We start from the raw sequence: 20,140 nt of genomic DNA, 5'->3' as shown, positions 1-20,140 counted from the left end.
TTTTTGACGAGGCATGGTCATGTCAGTTTCTAACATTCAAAGCAACGTCTCGGCATTGTTAAATAAAGCCTACAATACCGAAGCCAATGCAACGACCTCAGGCGACGCCATCAGTACAACCACCAAAGAAACAAAGTCCAGCAATGACAGCAGCCCTAACGCGTCAGCCAGCGCACAGGTCACCCTAGGCAACACTGGCACGGCACCTGAAACATACACGGCCAAAGGCTTAATGCAGCAATTACGTCAATACCAGTTAAGCAATGCATCGCTGATATTTGGCAACGGCGATGACACAAATGATGACAGCACAGGTTTGACCGGCTTGATGGGTGCATCATCTAGCAGTGCCTTAGAAAGCATGAGTGATGACTGGGTCAACACCATCAGTGAAAGCCCAGGCAAAGCGTCCGTCATGGTCGAGAGCAGTAAAAATAACTCTTTAAACACGATCCTTGGCAATTAAGTCTTAAGAGACGAGTCTTTAAACAGCATCATCAACGATTCATGTTTTCATCAATAAAGCCCGGTTCGCCGGGCTTTATTATTTTTATGGCAAGCCACGCACGCCACATATACAATTGTTAATAAATGATAACATCCTAACAATTGAAGGAACGCTGTGATGAAACCAAAAATCTTTATAGGCTCTTCGCGTGAAGGTCTCGACATCGCCAATGCAATACACGCCAATCTAACCCGCGATGCCGAATGTACCGTATGGAGCAATGGCGTATTTCAAATTTCCGGCACGACGATTTACAGTTTAATCAATGCCCTACGCAACTCGGATTTTGGCGTGTTTGTATTCAGCCCGGATGACCTGACCATTATGCGTGGCCAGCAGAACCCGGTGGTACGTGACAATGTGATTTTTGAATTAGGCCTGTTTATCGGCCGCCTGGGTGTTGAACGCTGTTTCTTTATCACCCCTGACCATGTTGCTGACTTGCGGCTACCCACCGACCTCATGGGCATTATGCCCGGCCAATATGAAGCCAACCGCCATGACAAAAACTGGCTGGCAGCCACCAATCCGGTCTGCATGCAAATCCGCGCCAAACTCATAGAGCTTAAATCATTTCAGGATGCCGCAGTGAACACCCCGCCAGCGACTGCAACGACCATGGCCTCAAGCTCTGGTCAGGAAGTTAAGCATGATCTCTCACATGATCACGCCGCCACTGACCAACACTTAGGGCTGGAGCCGCACGGCAAAGCATACGCACTGACCGGCAATACGCATAAACATAAAGAGGCGATTAAAGAAGCCGGGGCCAGCTGGAACAAAGGCCTAAAGAAATGGATTATTCGTGGCAGTGATAAAGCCAAATTTGAACGCCTGATTGCAGACGTAAACGACAGCACACTTTAGTGTGAGTGGTGTGGCTATTCCGCTTTAACAAAATGCCCGCGCGTTTTGCCACTGAGACATTGCAGCAAATCTGTGGAACGCAGTGCCAGGGCATAGCCGAGCACACCACTGCCAATTACCACGGTGTCATAACTGGCCACACTGTCATCCACTAACACCGTGAGGCCTGCGGGCAAAGCAATCGGCGGTACCGCGCCGACGACATAGCCGGTGGCTTCCGGTACTTCGTCATACTCCGCCATACGGCATTTACGCTCACCGAGCTGGGCACGTAATAATGCCCAGTCGGCACGGCCGCCACCGGCCACTGCCAGCAGGCAGAAACCACTACTTTCACCTTTGAACACCACACTGCGCACCACAGATTGCGGATCCAAGTCTTGCGCAGACAGTAATTCTTCTAACTGGCGAATCGGTTTCTTATCCTCACTGAGAGGAATCTCAATCACTTGAAATTGAATCTGCTGCTGGACTAGCAAATCCGTCACCGGCGAGCTTATATGCATCGTCACAAACACACCCCTTCAATTAATCATTAACTTTAATTAATCAATATAATTTATTGATATTCAGTGTATTTTGCATTGCTACCTTTGCACTTATCGGCTGGATACTTCTGCGCATTCAGCGTAATCTTGGCATTGGCAGCGGCGATTAAATCAATACCGCACACTTCAGCAATCCGCATCAGGTAAACAAAGGTATCCGCCAACTCCTGCCCGACTTTGTCTTTGGTCTCAGCGTCTAGTTGGCGACTGTCGGACTCTGTCATCCATTGAAAATGTTCAACCACTTCAGCGGCTTCTACAATCATGGCCATGGAGAGGTTCTTGGGAGAGTGAAACTGTGCCCAGTCCCGCTCCTCTACAAAGGCATTCACGCGCGCCCGCAATGCATCAATCGAATCTGTCATGGCTATCCTTAAACGTAATGACTGAACTACTGACTATCATCTGCCTGTGCATGGTCAGCAGCCGGTGCCTCGGGTTTTTCACGCCGATTGCTACCTGCCACCATTTTAATTTCAAACAAACGACACTCTAAGGGTCCGTTATACAGCAGCGTTTTCTTGCTTGGGCTTAAGCGCATGAGTTTAGGCATACGCAAATCATTGGTGAGGAAGTAAGTATTCCAGCCGGAGAACTTCTGCTTGAGCGTCGCCGCCATTTCCGGGTACAACTCAGCCAGCGTGTCGTCCTCACCGATGCGCACACCATAAGGAGGATTGGCAACCAGCACACCGCTCTCTGCGGGCGGTACAACCTTGGTAAATTCCCAGTGCGACAATTGCACTGCATCCAGCCAGCCCGCCATTTCCAGGTTTTGCTTGGTCACGCGCACGGCGCGTAAATCCATGTCTGAACCGTAAATACTCTGGAAGCTCACTGGTTTCACCGCTTTGGCCGCGGCATTACGCACTTTTTTGAAGGTATCAGATTCAAAGTTTTTGAGCTTTTCAAAACCAAAATTGCGGTTCAGGCCTGGCGCAATATTCAGCGCAATCATGACAGCCTCCAGCAAGAAGGTCCCGCTGCCACACATCGGGTCCAGCAGTGCCTGGCCAGGTTGCCATCCAGTGAGTTTTAAAATACCCGCCGCCAGGTTTTCACGCAGTGGCGCTTCAATGCTGTTTTTGCGGTTGCCGCGCTGATATAAGGGATTGCCAGAGGTATCTACATATAATTGGTAACTGTCAGCAGTCAGGTAAACATGCACACGCACGCCTGGCTCGCGTGTGTCGATATTCGGACGGCTACCCACACTTTGGCGGAAGCGGTCGCAGATCGCATCTTTGACCCGCAGGGTAATAAATTCCAGGCTTTTCAAAGGGCTGCGCACGGCGGTGACTTTCACCATCATGCTGTGTTTGACATCAAACCAGTTTGGCCAGTTGATTTTGAGTGCGCCCTGGTAAATGTCATCCTCTTTAAGATATTTACCGCGACCGACCTGCATTAGGATGCGCGTCGCTACGCGTGAATGCAGGTTGGCGTGATAACACACAGACAGCTCACCGCTAAAACTGGCGCCGCCTTCGGTGGCTTTAATGTCACGCGCCCCGCCCTGCTTGAGCTCGTCGACGAGGATAGCTTCCAGGCCGCGCGGGCAGGTTGCGAAATATTGATTCATGAAATTAGCCACCGAGGGTGAACTCCTTACCGTTGTTAGGATTAGCGCCTTGCAGGCGGTCTATCAGGTCGAGAAAATTGATATTGTGGGTTTGCATGGCCTCTTGCGCGCGTTTGCGCAAGGTAGCCAGGTCTGGCATGGCCAACGCAGATTTAAAACCAAATACGATGATATTGCCAGGTTTACCCGTCGGCATCATTAATACGCGCTGCTCAAAGGTTTGTTCCATGCGCTGCATATAGATATCAAATTTTTTATCTGATCCCCACAGGTTAATGGTAAACAAGCCGTCTGGCGTTAGCGCGTCTGCACAGTCATCAAAGAATGACTGGGTACAAAAATCTGGTGGCAAGCCATTGCTGCCAAAGGCATCCATCATCAGCCAATCACAAGCGCCAGGATGCTGCTGGATATGAGCAATGCCATCGCCCTCAATAATCTGCAAACGCTCGTCATCATCCGGCACGAAGAAATGACTACGCGCCACCTGAATCACCTGCGGATTGAGCTCAATGACGGTTTGCTGGATTTGCGGGCAGTATTTCCACACGTATTTGGCAATCGAGCCACCACCCAGACCGACCAGTGTTAATCGACGGCTATCAGGTTTGAATAACAGGCTGCTCAATACGCCCCATGAATAAGCTAGCACCAGTGCATAAGGGTCTTTGACCTTCATGCTGCTTTGTATGGTCGGCGAGCCCAGATGCATGGAACGCACACCGTCGGTCTCGGTGACTTCCACCATTTCAAAGTCAGACACTGCTTTGTGGATTTTACGGTTAAATTTAAACATTATGCACTCTCTGTCACGTCAGGCTGGGCATCCTCGGTCGCGGCAACTGCCAGCGTCTCTTCGTCGCCAACAGCGCTTACCTCTTCAATCACGCCCAGGAACTTGCATTCAAGCTCCATGAGTAAAGTATCCACTTTCTGTATCGCCAGCCGTACTTTACTGCCAGCCTTGGTCGCAGGCAAACTGTGTACCTTGGTCATATAAGGCAAGCGCTCCAGGCGCACCAGGTTTTCGCGCCACACCGTGGCCTCTATCTCAGTGATGTTTTCCTGAATCAGGTATTGCAGGCACCAGTAACGCTCCATGCGGGTCTGGAACTCGTTATAGGCATTATAAGTCTGGTCAAAGTTGCGCATATGGCCGACGATTTCATCACCATTGGCCGCGTAAACCGGTGGCTGTAACGTCAACACGCTGATCAACTGGCGCTGGTTAATCAAGTCGACTGCCCGACGCAACGGTGAGGTACACCAGGCGTATTGCGCAACGCCCAGCCCCTGGTGGCCTTCGGCTTTGGTAGTCATATAGACCTTGCCGCCATTTTGCGCCCGGTAGATCCCCGGCACATCGTGCTCGGCCAGTAACAAGCCCCACTGGCTATTGGCAGCAATCATGAGCTCGGCCACCAGTTTATCCATTGGCGAACCGCGCTGGCGATTCACAATATCAACGATGCCATCGGTCACATAAAAATTGTAGTCCACCGGCTGTGGCCGGGTCGGGTCATATTTGCCGCGGGCCTTTTCCAGGCTTTCGGCAAAATGAAACAAAAACACCAGTGACGACCACAGCGGATGTCCGCTATCTTGCGCCAAGGTGGTTTCATTGAAATAAGGTTCTAGCGTATCGTGACGCAAATTTTCGGCAATCTGCACACGCTCCAGGCAGCTATGCTGGTGCACGATGCTGAAATCAGGCGCCACTTCCAGATAGAGCGACAAGGCAGGCTTGGTTTCACCCGCATCCAGGCTAAATGGCCGGATCGCGACTTCCGGCAACATGGTGATTTTATGCCCCGGCATATACACCGTAGACAAACGCTTCATCACCTCATTATCCAGTGCCTCGTGTGGCGCCACACCCAACGCCGGTGCGGCAATATGAATACCAACCTGCGTATTACCATTGGCCAGGGCCGTCACGGATAAGGCATCATCAATTTCGGTAGTGGTGCTGTCATCAATACTAAATGCCTGTACGGCTGACAATGGCAATGCGTCAGGCATATCCGCCAATGAAAACGCGGGAAACGCCGTGCCGTGGGCAAAATACTCACGCAAAAATGCCCTCAGGTGATAATCATGCACGGAAGGAATCGCGCCTGCTGCGTGCAACACTTGCACGGGCAATTGTTTCAGTTCGGCTGCAGCCTGCTCGAGTGCCTTCCACTCCAGGCTATTCTTATCAGGCGCATATAACAATGCATCCAGCCTGGCAGCAAAGCTCTCTGGCAAAGACTGCACCTTGAGTTGCGCCACCATTTGCGCCATTAACTCGGCTTGCTGGCGTTTTTTTTCCAGGCCAGCCAGGGCGGCTTTCAGGGTATCTTCCGGCGCGGCTTTATAGCGGCCTTTGCCCTTGCGGTAAAAATACATAGGCGCCGCGTGCAGTTTGAGCGCAATCGCAGCTGCCTGCTGACGGCTCGGTTTGCCGCCGTAATACTCTTGTGCCAGATCCTCAAAAGCGAACTCCGGCTCACCACAGCACTCCCACAAGAAGTCGGTATCCAGGGTATCAGACTCAGCCTGTGCTGCTTCGAGAAAGCCGGACAAGCTACCGTCAAAGCGCATCAATACATTGGCCGCTTTAATTTTGCTGCGTTTGCCAGTGCTGGCTTCAACTTGCAAGCTGCTATCGGCCTCAGACATGATGGAAGCGACTTTAAAGCCACCGTCTTCTTCGTAAAAAACATTCATGTGGGGAAATTAAACGTGTGGAAATCACACTTGAGCGTATTAAAACGCTATTTTACCCGAGAAGACCGCAGTTTTTTGGCAAGCACTGAACTTTAGCCAAGGATAATGACTAAAATAGCATGATGAAGCCCCTGACCTTTGACAACCGTTTTACCCGCGAACTTCCCGGCGACCCGATCTCAGAAAATTACACCAGGCAAGTCAGCGACTGTTTGTGGTCGCCCGTACAACCGACCCCGGTCAACAACCCGCAACTACTGGCCTATAGCCCTGAAGTCGCCGAACTCTTGGGGTTTTCAGCCGCGGACATGCAGGACCGCGATCTGATACAGACGCTGGGTGGCAATGGCATCCTGGATGGCATGTTCACTTATGCCACCCGTTACGGCGGGCACCAGTTTGGGCACTGGGCCGGGCAACTCGGCGATGGCCGTGCCATTTACCTGGGTGAGCTCATCCACGCCGGCAAACGCTTTGAGCTGCAACTCAAAGGCGCTGGCGAAACCCCTTACTCCCGTTCGGCAGATGGCCGCGCAGTGCTGCGCTCCAGCCTGCGCGAGTTTTTATGCTCAGAAGCCATGCATCACCTGGGCGTGCCGACCACGCGCGCATTAAGCCTGGTCACTACCGGTAACCAGGTGGTACGGGATATGTTTTACAACGGCAATCCACAACTGGAACCTGGCGCGATTGTCTGCCGCGTCGCCCCTTCATTTACGCGCTTTGGTCATTTTGAAATCCTCGCCAGCCGCAACGAATTACCGTTATTAAAACGCCTGATCGGATTGACGCTGGACCGTGACTTTGCCGATTGGTGGCCGACCACCGGTCTGGCGTTGGACATTAACGATCCTTCTGCCGAGCTGATTGAGGCATGGTTTGAAGAAGTGTGTTCGCGCACAGCCATTATGATCGCGCACTGGATGCGCGTGGGTTTTGTGCATGGTGTGATGAATACCGACAATATGTCCATTCTCGGCCTGACCATTGATTATGGCCCATATGGCTGGGTGGATAACTTTGACCCCGGCTGGACGCCAAATACGACTGATGCGCAAGGCCGCCGCTACTGTTTTGGCCGCCAACCGGATATCGCGCGCTGGAACCTGGAGCGACTGGCCGAAGCGTTGGGCACCCTGCTACCGGAAACGCAAGGCCTGGCGGATGGCTTGACCACTTATGACCAGACCTATATACGCGCCCTGACCTCCAGCCTGGCTGACAAGTTTGGATTCGACCACTGGCAAGATGGCGATGGAGAGCTGATTAACCATATTTTTGAGTTAATGCAACGCGCTGAAGTTGACCAGACACTGTTCTTCACCCAATTAGCAAAACTGGATATTGCACATCCGCAACTAGCAACGCTGACCGACGCGTTTTACACCGAACAAGGACAACAACAGTTTGGCGCAGATATCCAGGCCTGGCTGCAAAACTACAGCCTACGTTTACAACAATCAGCATTAACCCCTGAGCAGCGCTTGCAAACCATGGCGGCGGCCAACCCGATTTATGTGCTGCGTAACTACCTGGCGCAAGAAGCGATTGACCTGGCGACCCAAGGTGACAACAGCCGTTTGCTGACGTTATTGGACGTGTTACGCCAACCCTATACCGAGCAGGCTGGCATGGCCGCCTTTGCGCAAAAGCGCCCGGACTGGGCGCGGCAAAAGGCCGGTTGCTCGATGCTATCGTGTAGTTCATAATTTTGGCCATGCAAACTGCCGAACAATTGATCACTGATGCTGGCCTGCGCCCGACCAAAGCGCGCTTGGCCGTATTGAGCTCCCTGCTCAACTCGCACAATGCGCTGAGTCACACTGAGATACTGGCTGCGTTGCAAGGCATCAAAGAAATTGACCGGGTGACGGTATACCGGGTGCTGGACTGGTTGCAGGAACATGCCCTGATCCATAAAATATCCACCGATGACCGCGCCTGGAAATTTCAACTGAATGCCCCTAAGCGCAGTTACAAAGCCACAGACGCCAGCACAAGCAGCGGTTTGTTAAACAATCACGGTCATGCTCATTTGCAATGCCAGCGCTGTGGCACAGTCCTTTGCATTCATGAATTGGCTGCGCATATTCCGCAAGCCATTTTCGACACCTACCAAATATCCCACATCGAAATCAACCTCAAGGGCCTCTGCCCACAATGCCAACAAGCGTCGGCCTAAAATAGGCGCGCGACTTTCTTTTACTACTCGATTACTACCCAACAATTTTGCAACTTAGTTGCAAATAATACCAACACCCACTAAAATGCAACTTTATTGCATTGCAACAAAGTTGCTTAAATGGTTACTCACGCACAATTATTAGCGATGTCAGCAGACGCTTATATGAACGAAGCACAACTGGCCTTCTTTCGGCAGTTACTGGAGGCACAGCTTCAAGCCTTGCAAGACAATATGCGCCAGACCAGTGAACATCTCTCAGATCAGCAAGAAACACCAGACCCGGCCGATCGCGCCACGCAAGAGGAAACACACAGCTTGGAACTGCGCACACGAGACCGCGAGCGCAAGCATTTAAAAACCATTCAATCAGCCTTGCGCCGCATCCAGGATGGCAGTTATGGCTATTGCGAAGACACCGGGGAGCCAATCGGTCTCGCCAGGCTATTAGCCAGGCCAACCACCAAGTTGTGCCTGGAAGCACAAGAGCGGCATGAGCGCCGCGAACGGCAATTTAACCACTAAAGGATGACCTATGAAAAAACTGCCAGTCACGGTACTTTCCGGCTTTTTAGGCGCGGGTAAAACCACCCTACTCAACCATATCCTCAATAACCGCGAAGGCAAGCGTGTCGCAGTGATTGTCAACGATATGTCCGAGGTGAATATCGATGCACAACTGGTGCGTGACGGTGGTGCAGCCTTGTCGCGTCAAGAAGAAAAACTGGTTGAGATGAGCAATGGCTGCATTTGCTGCACCTTGCGCGAGGACTTGCTGATTGAAATCACACGGCTGGCCAAAGAAAACCGCTTTGACTACCTGTTGATTGAAACCACCGGCATTTCCGAACCCTTGCCCATTGCAGAAACCTTTACCTTTGCAGACGAAGACGGCGTTTCGCTGGCAGATGTTGCCCAATTGGACACCATGGTCACCGTAGTAGATGGTTATAATTTTCTCAAAGACTATGGCTCGCAAGATATGCTGGGCGACCGCGGCCTCTCGCTGGGCGAAGAAGATGAACGCACGGTGGTTGACCTGCTGGTTGAACAAATCGAGTTTTGCGACGTGTTAGTGCTGAATAAAACTGACCTGTTAACCCTGGAAGAAGTCTCCAGGCTGGAAGGCATCCTCAAAACGCTCAATCCACGCGCGCAGATTATCCATAGCAGCTTTGGCAAAGTGCCGCTAAATCGCATCATCAATACCGGACTATTTGATTTTGATCAGGCGGCCGAAGCGCCAGGCTGGCTGCAAGAGCTACGTGGCGAGCATGTGCCAGAAAGTGAAGAATACGGCATCTCCAGCTTTGTTTACCGGGCACGTAAACCGTTTCACCCACAACGTTTGTGGCAATGGTTCAACAAAGAATGGCCCGGTGTCGTCCGCTCCAAAGGCCGTTACTGGATCGCCTCACGGCCAGAGTTCTGCGCCACCTGGTCGCAAGCAGGCGCAGTCACCCGCACCGAACTGGCGGGCATGTGGTGGAGCGCAACACCGCAAGAATACTGGCCACAAGATGAAGAAAGCCTGCAACACATCCACTCGCGTATGCAGGCCCCTTATGGTGACCGTCAGCAAGAACTGGTGGTTATCGGCATGGGGATGGATAAAGCGGCGCTCACCAGGCAATTTGATGCCTGCCTGTTGACCGAGGCAGAGATTGCGCTTGGCATACAGCAGTGGCGGCAATTGCCGGATCCCTTTCCGGCATGGGCACCCAATATACAAGACGAGCAGATTGAAGCAACCGTTTGAAATTGAATCAGGCTAGACATCAAAGCGCCTGGTCGTATATCGCCAAACGATCATGTACGAGAGGTGGGGTAAAGCAAAAGTGACACATTGTCTATCGGGTGTTTTTTATCGAGGTGAAGCGGACGCTTTTCAAAACAAGCCAGATATACTCAACCTAAATGAAATAATCTAAACGGTAAAAAACACATCCAGTTCACACCGGCTGGATACATGCATACTCACAGGGAAGAAACGCATCATGCATAAAAAAACCATTGCCAGTTTAATGGCGCTGATATTGCTGCCTATGACACCTGGCTACGCTGAAGAAGCCAGGGAACAAGAGAAAGAAAATGAAGCTAGCAAACAACGAAAAACACTCACGGATAATGAAACCCCTGTAGAGCTAGATAGCGTAGTCGTCATCGGCAATCAGGCGCAAATCTCATCCGTGGATAAAGGCCTGGCTGGTTCGGTAGATGTCATTACCAGGCAAGAACTTGAATACGAACATGTGACCGACACGCTGGAACTTTTTAACAAAACGCCTGGCGTCGTACTGTCACGCTACAGCCAGGGCATTGTGAATACAGAAATTTCCATTCGCGGCTTTAGTGGTGACGGCGAGACACCCAATGCCAAATTGCTGGTTGATGGTATTCCTTCCAACCTGTTTTCCGGCTTGAGTGAACTGGATTATCTGTTCCCGACCAACATTCAGAGCATTCAGGTCTTTAAGGGCACCAGTGATGCCAGCACAGGTTTGTTTGCGACTGCCGGGAATTACAAAGTGGAAACACGGAAAGATGCTGGCAAGCAGTTGCAATTCGGTTATGGCAGCTTTAATACCCGTGAAATGCAGGGCTATTTTGGTGACAAGCAAGACAATTTCACCCAGAACTATGCAATTGGCTACCGCAAGGGCAACGGCTTCCGCGACCATACCGAAAATGAAAAAATTGCGTTATCCGGCCGCTGGCAATTGGACTTTGACCAATCTACGCTGGCGCTGAGTGCTAAATACGGCAAATATAACTCGCCAGAGGCCCCTGGCTACATGCCCAAAGCACAGGCCCGCGCCAATCCAACCGGCGTCGCGCCTAATGCACTCAATGACAGGGGGGAAAAGGAATTCAAACACCTGAGCCTGCATTATGACTACTTTTTCAATAATGACCTGGATGTGAGCCTGAAGACTTACTGGCAGAATTTTGACCGTGAACGGGATGTGCGTTTTGTGGGTTCGCCGAATGTCGAACATAGGCTGGATGATCAAACATCAACAGGGCTGATTGCAAAACTAAACTGGAAAATCAATCCGCAATGGGCTGTTGAGACCGGCTATGATATTGAGCATCAGGAAGTCAGCCAGTTTAATCAAAGGATAAATGCGGTAGGTGTCAATGTCATTCGTATCAAAGCGGATTACGACTTTACCGCACAAGGCATCTATGCCAAATTGGAAAATACACCGCTTGAATGGCTACGCTGGAACTTTGCCCTGCGCGCGGATCGGCTGGATGCAACAGCGAATGCGCCTATCATCATTGGCACAAACCTGATTCCGGCCAGGCAAATCAATACAGACTTGTACGACTCACCGACGATTGTGCAACCCAAATTCAATGCGTTTGCCAATCTGAACGCACAGCACACCCTGTTTGGCAATGCAGGTCGCAGCTTCCAAACGCCGACGGGGATCAACTTGAATCAGTTCGATGCTAATAGTGGCGCAAGAATCCCAATAGATGTCGCTGTGAATGATGGCTGGGAAATTGGCCTTAAAAGTGGCTGGAACAGTGCGCTCAATACACGAATTTCCTACTGGCAGCAGAAAGCCAAGCATGAGTTCATCAATATTGATAATGTTCGCCGCCCTTTAGGCGAGACACTCCGGCAAGGCCTGGATGCCAGTTTTGATTACAGATTGAATGACTACTTCAGCTTCTGGGGCAATGTTTCTAAGGTGTATGCCAAAATTGAAGAGCCCAATCCGCAAAACCCAGAGTTTAAAAGGCATAGCATACGCGGCATTCCTGACCACACGGCTTCACTGGGTCTGCAATTCACCCCTGACTCCGACTGGATTGCGCGTATTCATATCGACAGACAAGGGGCTTATTACATCAATGAAAGCAACTTGGGTGGCAAATACGGCGCCTACACACTGACCAGCGCGAATATTGATTACAAAACCCATTGGGGACGAGTCAGTTTGCTGGCCAACAATATTTTCGACAAATATTATGAGTATGTGTACGACTTCAACTCCAATGGCAACCCCGCAGGCGTCAACTTTGCTCCCGGCGCTGGTCGCAACTTCATGCTCACCGCAACAGTGGATTTCAAATGACCGCATTATTATCCATCCAACAACTCAGCCTGCGTTTTGCCGGGCGTGAAATATTGAAACAGCTTGATTTCAGTTTACCTGCGGGGGAAGTCGTCTCGGTCTTGGGCAGCAACGGTGCAGGGAAATCTACCCTGCTCAAAAGCATCCTCGGCTTGCACACTGCGGCGCATCAAACCGGCACGATTCAGATTGCAGGCGTAAACCTTGAGCAGTCACGCCACCAGGCGCTGTCGCAATTGGCTTACGTGCCTGAGCAACCAGCGGTCTACGGCCACCTGTCTGCGATTGAAAATATCCGTTATTTCCTGAGCCTGGGCGCGATCAGCCAGCCAGCGGATATCACGAGCTGTTTAACCATGGCAGGGTTGCCTGAGCATGCCTGGCAACGGCCTTGCAGTGAGTACTCCAAAGGCATGAAACAAAAAGTAATGCTGGCATTTGCACTGGCAAAACAGGCAAAACTCCTACTGCTGGATGAACCAAACTCAGGACTGGATCCGCAGGCGACCGAAGAGTTGAACCAGTTGATTGTGCAGTGCAAAGCACGCGGCATGGGCATACTGGTGGTGACACATGACGTGTTATCGGCGATGGCATTTTCAGATCGCCTGCTGATGCTGGCAAATGGACAATTACAGCCAGTGACCATAGACCAGTCATCGCTGACGCTGGAGAGCCTCAAGCGACTGTACCAGGGGCAGGCATGATTTCACTTGTCTGGAAAATTGCCAGCAACGAATGGCGCCGCTTGTGGCATGCGCGTATCCCTGCCCTGCTGATGCTGGTATTACTCGTGCTGTGGGCAATCGCTGCCCTCGCTGCCCATCACCACTGGCAAGACCACGCCAATACGCTGGCTGAAGTCACCCAAAGCAGCCAGCAAGACTGGCAATCACAACCGGACCGCCATCCGCATCGAGTCTCCCATTTCGGTGATTTTGTGCCTAAGCCGTTGCATCCACTCAGCGTCATTGAACCTGGCATCCTCGATCAATCGGGGCACCTGGTTTACCTGGAAGCGCACAGGTTGAACAGTGCCAATTTCAATCCGGCCACTGAGGCGACCAGCCTGGGCCGGTTCCCGCTGATGACACCGGCCATGATTGTGCAATGGTGGATGCCGCTGTTTTTGATCATGATTGCTTACGCCACCATCACCGCGGAAAAAATGACCGGCATTCTGGCTTTTATGCGCGGCAATGGTATACCTGCCTGGGCGATTGCAACGGGAAAGTGGCTGGCACTATTTCTGCCACTTTTCACGCTGCTTTGCCTGCAAGCCTCACTCACACTGGCCTGGAGCTGGGGTAGTGACCAGGTTTTGTTACGCTTATCACTGATGCTATTGGCGCAGGCCATGTACATTGCGGGCTGGTGTCTGCTGGTGCTTGCGGTTTCATGGTTCAGTCGGCAACTGCATGGCGCCTTGCTGATGCTGATGCTGTGCTGGGTATGTGTCTGTATGATTTTCCCGCGCGGATTAGCCAACCTGGCGCAGATGACCTACCCGACACAGCCACGCACCGAAGCTGAGCATCACGCAGAAATCAAACTGAAGGCTTTAGGTGACAGCCATAACCCCGACGATCCGCATTTTGCAGCGTTTAAAGCAGGTATCCTTAAAAAATACCAGGTCACAAGTGTTGAAGATTTGCCAGTTAACTATCATGGTTTGCTGATGCAGGAAGGCGAACGCTTAACCACGGCTGTTTATCGCGAACAGCAAGCCCTGCATGATGCGCAGCTAAACAGGCAAAATGCCAGCATCCGGCATTGGTTATGGCTGACACCGGCCCTCGCATTGCAATACGTACAAATGGCCAGCAGTGGCAATGACCTTGCACACCACCAGGCGTTTATCAGACAGTCGGAAAACCGCCGCTACCAATTGATTCAGTACCTGAATCAAATCCATACCCTGAAAGTCGACCAGCACGATGATCACAATACACGCGTGTCTGCCGACTTCTGGAAAAAAGCGCCGCGCCCTGCCATCATCCTGGCACCAGTTTTAGTGAGCCGCGACAGTATTGAAGCAGCTCTGCTGGTCTTACTGGGCTGGATATTGATCCCGGGCGTACTGCTGATAAAGGTTGCAAAACGCACATGAAACAAGAACTCATTTTATTACTCAAGCAACGCAGCATACTGATTTTTCTGCTGCTAAACCTGTTACTCACAGGCTTTAGCCTGTTTAATGGCTGGCAGAATATCAGCCATATCCAGACACAAATCAGTCACGCCAAGCAGGAAGAAATAATACGCAAACAGGATTACCTTAAGCAGCACAGTCAGCATGATTCACTGGATGTAGGTGAAGTGGGCTATTACGTGTTTCACAATATTTACCATAGCCCCGATGAATGGAGTTTTATCGCACTGGGCAATCGGCTGGTGACGCCTTATGTGCAACGCATACGCCTGCTGGGCTTGCAGGGGCAGCTTTATGATGGCGAATCGCACCACCCTGAATACGTCATGCTGGGCGGATTCGATTATGCGTTCTGGTTAGTGTTTTTTGCGCCGCTGCTGTGCATCGCACTACTGCATGACCTCAAAGCCAGTGAGCACCAGGCGCAACGGCTGCTGTTTTTACAAAGCCTGACCGCTCAGCCAGCCCTTTTCTGGTGTCAACGCGTAGTATCCCGCTGGCTGTTGATTGCATTGACGTTCTCGCTACCAGTCATTGGATTTACGGCCATACACGGCCTTTCGCTGCCCCCGCTGCTGCAGGTGCTGGTAATCACGCTGTTATATACCCTGTTGTGGACATGGCTATGTGCAGCATTCAGCCTGCGGACGCGCGCACTGAATGCCAATTTGAACGCACTCGCTTTAACCAGCCTCTGGTTATTGTCCTGTATCGTGTTACCTAACCTGGCGCAGCTGTGGTTACACCACCGCTACCCGGTACAAGATGGCAGCCAGATTGCTTTGCAACACCGGCAGGCCGTGCATGGCGCCTGGGACTTACCCAAAACCGACACACTGACTCCGTTTTATGCACTGTATCCGCAATGGCAAGACACCACGCCAATCACCGGCCGCTTTCACTGGAAATGGTATTACGCATTTCAACATATGGCCGATGTGAAGCTAGCGCCACAAGTCGCGGCACGCGAACAGGCACTGATGCAACGCGACCAGTCAAGCAGCATGCTAAGCTATTTTTTACCGGCAGTATGGGTACAGCGCAGCCTGGAAAACATCGCGTACAGCAATGTCTCGGACTTGCTGGCACATAGACAACGCATCACCGCCTTCCACACCCAGCTGCGGCATGATGCCTACCCTTACCTGTTTAAAGAAAAACAGTTTACGACCGAATCCTTTGGCAACATGCCTGTGTTTGAAAATGCGAATAAATAGCTGAAAAAGAGCATCCAAACTACGTAAAATCATGAGCTACTTTTACGGATTCGCTTCAGGGTGGTTTTGAAACACTGGCGTATAGTGACAGTCATACAAGTACATCAAGCACGATGTACTACCAAACAACCAAAGGAGACTATCATGTGGACTAAACCAGCTGCGACTGAAATGCGTTTTGGCTTTGAAGTGACAATGTACGTCATGAACAAATAATCAGTCTTATCTATTCAGATAGATTGAATAAAAAACCGCCGAATTCCGGCGGTTTTTTATCGCCTAACAACAAGGCCCCCTCTAAAACTGTGCCCACTCACCATCATCCGTGCCTGTACGTAATTTTCCTGAGCGCTGCACATTCACACTGACAGGTGCTTTACTGGCGCGCGCATGGATATGGCTCACGGTGGAACGTTTGTCAGCACCGCTTTCATGCCCTAGCCGAAAGGCACTTACGGCACGGACCAGGCCTTCAGCCTGATCAACCAGCGACTCTGATGCCGCTGCAGCCTCTTCAACCAAGGCAGCGTTTTGCTGCGTGACCTCATCCATCGTCATGACGGCCTGATTCACTTGGTTAATACCAGTGCTTTGCTCAACAGAAGCAGCAGCAATTTCACTCATAATATCCGTGACCTGCTGCACAGAAACAACTACCTCTTGAATCGTCTTTCCGGCCTCCTCCACCAATTGGCTGCCTTTTGCAGTTTGGGCGACAGAGTCATCAATCAGCACTTTAATCTCCTTGGCTGCCTCGGCAGAGCGTTGGGCCAAATGACGGACTTCGGCAGCCACTACCGAGAAGCCACGACCCTGCTCGCCAGCACGGGCCGCTTCAACGGCCGCGTTCAGGGCCAGGATATTGGTCTGGAAAGCGATACCATCAATGACCGAAGTGATATCCTCAATCCTTTTCGCACTTTCATTCATCGCGCTCATGGTTGTCACAACCTCACCAACCACACCACCGCCTCTCACTGCGACTTCTGAAGCTGCAGTTGCCAGCTGACTGGCTTGTTTGGCATTGTCGGCATTCTGTTTAACCGTCGCGGCCAACTCTTCCATGCTGGCAGCCGTTTCCTCCAGGCTTGACGCCTGTTGCTCGGTGCGGCTGGAAAGGTCATTGTTGCCAACGGAAATTTCATCCGCAGCCGTATTAATCATCACCGTCGCTTCACGTACTTGTAAGATCACTTCGCTCATCTTGTCGATGATTGCATTCACACCTTCACACAAAGCAGCAATATCGCCTGTTTTGCCCTCGAGCGATACGCGGCGACTTAAATCGCCAGCCTTGGCGCTCTCAATAATCGCTTTAGTTTCTTGCACTGCGCGGGCCAATGCCTGGGCACTTTCATGCTGTTCGGTAATGTCTGTTGCATATTTCACGACTTTAAAGGGTTTGCCATTCATGTCCAGAATCGGGTTATAAATGGCCTGCATCCACATCACAGCACCGCCCTTGCGGATGCGCTTCACTTGCCCAACTTGCGCCTCACCACGTCGTAAAGCCTCCCAAAACGCCTTGTAATCATGGCTAGAGCGATAAGCAGACTCCACAAACATGCTGTGATTTTTACCTAAAATTTCCTGTTCGGTGTAGCCGGATAATTGCAAAAACAAGTCGTTTGCCGAGGTGATAGTGCCATCAAGCTCAAACGCAATCACTCCTTGTGTTCTATGAATACCAGAGATTTGACCGGCATTGTCCGCCGCAATCAACTTGGATGCGGTGATGTCCATGGTGTAATTCACAATCTTGTAGGGCTTGCCTTTTAAATCATAAATCGGGTTATAAGAGGCCTGTATCCAGACTTCTGCGCCATTTTTTGCAATGCGTTTATATTGCCCCATATCAGAGCCGCCATGCACAAGCTTGCTCCACAAAGACGCATACGCCTCGCTACCGGCAAAAGCAGGTTCCAGCACCTTGCTCACATGTTGCCCGACCAGCTCATGCTCGGCATACCCCAGCATCTGCAGGTAAGTTTGATTGACCTTGAGCACGGTGCCATCCAGTCCCAGCTCAATCACGCCTTGTGATTTACCTATGGCTGTAATTTGGCCTTCAAAATCGGCATTGCGGAGTTTTTGCGCCGTGATATCGGTGGCATACTGCACCACTTTATAGGGCTTGCCATCGGCATCTAAAATCGGGTTGTAGGTTGCATCCAGCCAGATTTCCTGACCCTGCTGGCCTATGCGCAAGCACTCACCAGCAATTGACTCACCGCGCGTTAACCTTTGCCAAAACGCCTGGTGATCGCCACTGCTGACAAATGCGGGCTCAACCAGTTGGCTATGCGGCATGCCGACCAGCGCATCACGTGTGTAGCCCAGCACAGACAAGAAAATATCATTGACGGCAAGGATATTGCCTTCCAGGTCAAACGCCATCGAACCGGTAGAACGGTTAATCGCCGCCAGTTGATTTTCAAACAATGCGGCTTGCTCGCGGGTTTCTATCGCAGATTCTTTTAGCGCGTTTTCGTTCACACTCAGCAAGGTCTGCATTTTCTTCAACGCTTGCAGCACCTCGCTGAGCTCATTGCTACCGCGTGCGTCAATATAAGTGCTGTAGTTGCCAGTCGTGATTTCTTTCACCGCATTCAGCGTTTGCGCCAGTGGCTGGGTAACAGAGCGTGCAATGATCATCGCCAAAGCGAGCAACACGGGTAAGGCCAGGCCCAACCCGGCAAAAGACATGACTAGCGATTGTGCGTGATTGGCCACATCCAGTCCGGTTTGCGCCGCCAGCAATGCAAAAGCCGTGGCCGCCAGGCCGACCAAGCGTTGCTTGACGGTAATCGCACCCAGCCTATTTTTTAGTTTATTCACCCAGGACACGCTGACCACTTTTCCATCGACAATCGCCAGGCCCTTGGCATTGCCGGCATTAAATAGTGCATAGGCGGCAGAAGCCTCTTCAATTTGCGCGCGCGTTGGTTTTCGGCGCGCCGATAAGTAGCCCACCACCTGGTTGTTTTCTGTCACCGGCGTCGCATTCGCCACCACCCAATAAAAGTCGCCATGCTTGGTGCGGTTTTTCACCAGCCCTGTCCATGGCTTACCGGCTTTCAAGCTGCGCCACATATCGGCAAAGGCGGCAGCGGGCATATCCGGGTGGCGTACAATATTGTGACTGCTGCCAACCAGCTCAGCTTCGCTAAAGCCGCTGACTTGAATAAAATCCTTGTTGGCATAGGTAATCACGCCCTTGAGATCTGTTCTCGTCAACATAAACTGGGCATCATCAAACTGGACTTCTGTGGCAGTGACTGGCAAATTTAATTTCATCATCTATCGCTTTCTATCCCTGAGTCATTGAGACAATTTAATTTAATAATGGAGAGTCAATCCGCCTCTCATTGCACTCATGCCCATGGTTTTACATGTGCATGGCTTGCAATTAAAAGACTGCTTGAACCTCTGCTTCTCCCAGCTGGATAGCCGTCACGTTTGACACAAAATCACGCTGGCTGATATCCATTTTTTCTGTTAGACATGTCAGAATTTGTCTTACAAAAAACATTACTTTTATTTTTAAATACAATAACTTAATTAATAAATTACATATTGAGGTAGATCAATAAATCTGCTGAATCATCGACCAAATTGACACTCAAGCCGTGTGGCTGATATTGATGGATGCAGGAACCTAATGCCATGACAGCTTACTAACCACGCATCATCGGCAATTAATCGTGACCAGCCAATATCAAGTAACTAGCGAATATCAAGCCCGAAGGCATTTTGGCTTTATAATCGTGCCGAAATGTTGTTATGTCGTTTTTATGGAGTCTCGCATGCGTTTACAAGCCCTTTCTGTTCTACTCTTGATCGCCACACTGAGCCAGCCAGTGTTTGCCCGCAATATCAGTAATGAGCAAGCCGAAGCGGCTAAAGCACGGGATGCGGTGGGAGATGCCATGAGCAAGCTCAGTGACCTTGAGCAAAAAATTAAATCCCAGGAAGCCCTGGTTGCACAGGAACAAGCGAAGTTACAGCAATATCAAGCCGACAAAGTGCAGACAGAAAAAGACCTGGAAACCCAAAAGTCTATTTTTGAGCAAAAATCCAAAGTGCTGGATGACGCCTGGAAACAGCGCAACGACTATTAGTTTTAGCAGAGCACTCCCTCGCGGATAGCCACGCAGCGCTATCCGCATCCCCATCACCCCTTAGGTGTACATGCGCAGCACAAAGCCGTGCTGAGTTGATTTGGGTCAATACCAGGTTTGGTGAGCAAACCTACAATGACCCTAAATTCAATGCACCTAA

General features: G+C 51.0%; 18 protein-coding genes. 12 read left to right on the top strand and 6 right to left on the bottom strand.

Going from position 1 to position 20,140, the window contains the following annotated elements:
- Window positions 1-19 precede the first annotated feature (19 nt).
- Both INP79_RS11240 and INP79_RS11235 read left to right on the top strand, forming a co-directional pair.
- Window positions 20-466 (top strand): hypothetical protein, encoded by a 447-nt coding sequence (locus tag INP79_RS11240; RefSeq protein ID WP_228519890.1) that lies wholly within the window; start codon window positions 20-22, stop codon window positions 464-466.
- Window positions 467-625: 159 nt separating this feature from the next.
- Entirely contained in the window at window positions 626-1,375 is a 750-nt protein-coding gene (locus INP79_RS11235) for a nucleotide-binding protein (RefSeq protein WP_194754340.1), read from the top strand.
- 14 nt (window positions 1,376-1,389) lie between these two features.
- Here INP79_RS11235 and INP79_RS11230 read toward each other — a convergent pair whose 3' ends face one another.
- Genes INP79_RS11230 through INP79_RS11210 form a run of 5 tightly spaced genes read right to left on the bottom strand, consistent with a single transcriptional unit; the run spans window position 1,390 to window position 6,217 of the window.
- Window positions 1,390-1,881 (bottom strand): aminoacyl-tRNA deacylase, encoded by a 492-nt coding sequence (locus INP79_RS11230; protein WP_194754565.1) that lies wholly within the window; start codon window positions 1,879-1,881, stop codon window positions 1,390-1,392.
- Between the two features lie 53 nt (window positions 1,882-1,934).
- Window positions 1,935-2,288: a nucleotide pyrophosphohydrolase gene (locus INP79_RS11225; protein WP_194754339.1), complete on the bottom strand. Its 354-nt coding sequence runs from the start codon at window positions 2,286-2,288 to the stop codon at window positions 1,935-1,937.
- Window positions 2,289-2,314: 26 nt separating this feature from the next.
- Window positions 2,315-3,505: a class I SAM-dependent RNA methyltransferase gene (locus tag INP79_RS11220; RefSeq protein WP_194754338.1), complete on the bottom strand. Its 1,191-nt coding sequence runs from the start codon at window positions 3,503-3,505 to the stop codon at window positions 2,315-2,317.
- Between the two features lie 4 nt (window positions 3,506-3,509).
- Window positions 3,510-4,301, bottom strand: a complete 792-nt coding sequence (locus INP79_RS11215) for a polyamine aminopropyltransferase (protein ID WP_194754337.1) — start codon at window positions 4,299-4,301, stop codon at window positions 3,510-3,512.
- Entirely contained in the window at window positions 4,301-6,217 is a 1,917-nt protein-coding gene (locus tag INP79_RS11210; protein ID WP_194754336.1) for a ribonuclease catalytic domain-containing protein, read from the bottom strand. The genes INP79_RS11215 and INP79_RS11210 overlap by 1 nt, the downstream gene beginning before the upstream one ends.
- Window positions 6,218-6,336: 119 nt before the next feature.
- On the opposite strand from INP79_RS11210, the gene INP79_RS11205 reads away from it, so the two are divergent.
- The 9 genes from INP79_RS11205 to pqqA all read left to right on the top strand — a co-directional run bounded on the left by INP79_RS11205 (window position 6,337) and on the right by pqqA (window position 16,075).
- Window positions 6,337-7,926, top strand: a complete 1,590-nt coding sequence (locus INP79_RS11205; protein ID WP_194754335.1) for a YdiU family protein — start codon at window positions 6,337-6,339, stop codon at window positions 7,924-7,926.
- 8 nt (window positions 7,927-7,934) lie between these two features.
- The gene (locus tag INP79_RS11200) at window positions 7,935-8,399 is read left to right on the top strand and encodes a Fur family transcriptional regulator (protein WP_228519888.1); all 465 of its coding nucleotides are present in this window, start codon (window positions 7,935-7,937) and stop codon (window positions 8,397-8,399) included.
- A gap of 120 nt (window positions 8,400-8,519) precedes the next feature.
- On the top strand, window positions 8,520-8,924 hold the full coding sequence (gene dksA, locus INP79_RS11195; RefSeq protein ID WP_194754333.1) for an RNA polymerase-binding protein DksA: 405 nt from the start codon (window positions 8,520-8,522) through the stop codon (window positions 8,922-8,924).
- A gap of 10 nt (window positions 8,925-8,934) precedes the next feature.
- Window positions 8,935-10,158 carry a zinc metallochaperone GTPase ZigA gene (zigA, locus tag INP79_RS11190; protein ID WP_194754332.1) on the top strand — a complete coding sequence of 408 codons (1,224 nt, stop codon included), beginning with the start codon at window positions 8,935-8,937 and terminating at the stop codon, window positions 10,156-10,158.
- 238 nt (window positions 10,159-10,396) lie between these two features.
- A complete protein-coding gene (locus INP79_RS11185) occupies window positions 10,397-12,490 on the top strand; it encodes a TonB-dependent receptor (protein WP_194754331.1) in 2,094 nt (697 codons plus the stop codon).
- On the top strand, window positions 12,487-13,197 hold the full coding sequence (locus tag INP79_RS11180; RefSeq protein WP_194754330.1) for an ABC transporter ATP-binding protein: 711 nt from the start codon (window positions 12,487-12,489) through the stop codon (window positions 13,195-13,197). The genes INP79_RS11185 and INP79_RS11180 overlap by 4 nt, the downstream gene beginning before the upstream one ends.
- Window positions 13,194-14,600: a DUF3526 domain-containing protein gene (locus tag INP79_RS11175; RefSeq protein ID WP_194754329.1), complete on the top strand. Its 1,407-nt coding sequence runs from the start codon at window positions 13,194-13,196 to the stop codon at window positions 14,598-14,600. Before INP79_RS11180 ends, INP79_RS11175 begins: the two co-directional genes overlap by 4 nt.
- A complete protein-coding gene (locus INP79_RS11170) occupies window positions 14,597-15,859 on the top strand; it encodes a DUF3526 domain-containing protein (protein WP_194754328.1) in 1,263 nt (420 codons plus the stop codon). Before INP79_RS11175 ends, INP79_RS11170 begins: the two co-directional genes overlap by 4 nt.
- A 144-nt stretch (window positions 15,860-16,003) precedes the next feature.
- Window positions 16,004-16,075, top strand: a complete 72-nt coding sequence (pqqA, locus tag INP79_RS15600; protein ID WP_081624291.1) for a pyrroloquinoline quinone precursor peptide PqqA — start codon at window positions 16,004-16,006, stop codon at window positions 16,073-16,075.
- A gap of 81 nt (window positions 16,076-16,156) precedes the next feature.
- Here the strand turns inward: pqqA and INP79_RS15595 are convergent, their stop codons facing one another.
- Window positions 16,157-19,156 carry a PAS domain S-box protein gene (locus tag INP79_RS15595; protein ID WP_194754564.1) on the bottom strand — a complete coding sequence of 1,000 codons (3,000 nt, stop codon included), beginning with the start codon at window positions 19,154-19,156 and terminating at the stop codon, window positions 16,157-16,159.
- A 509-nt stretch (window positions 19,157-19,665) separates the two neighbouring features.
- On the opposite strand from INP79_RS15595, the gene INP79_RS11155 reads away from it, so the two are divergent.
- Entirely contained in the window at window positions 19,666-19,980 is a 315-nt protein-coding gene (locus INP79_RS11155) for a hypothetical protein (RefSeq protein ID WP_194754327.1), read from the top strand.
- Window positions 19,981-20,140: the final 160 nt, after the last annotated feature.

It is taken from the genome of Methylophilus sp. QUAN (assembly GCF_015354445.1).
Classification (GTDB): Bacteria; Pseudomonadota; Gammaproteobacteria; order Burkholderiales; family Methylophilaceae; genus Methylophilus.
The sequence above is the reverse complement of the archived record's forward strand: the minus strand, read 5'-3'. Positions and strand labels throughout refer to the sequence as shown.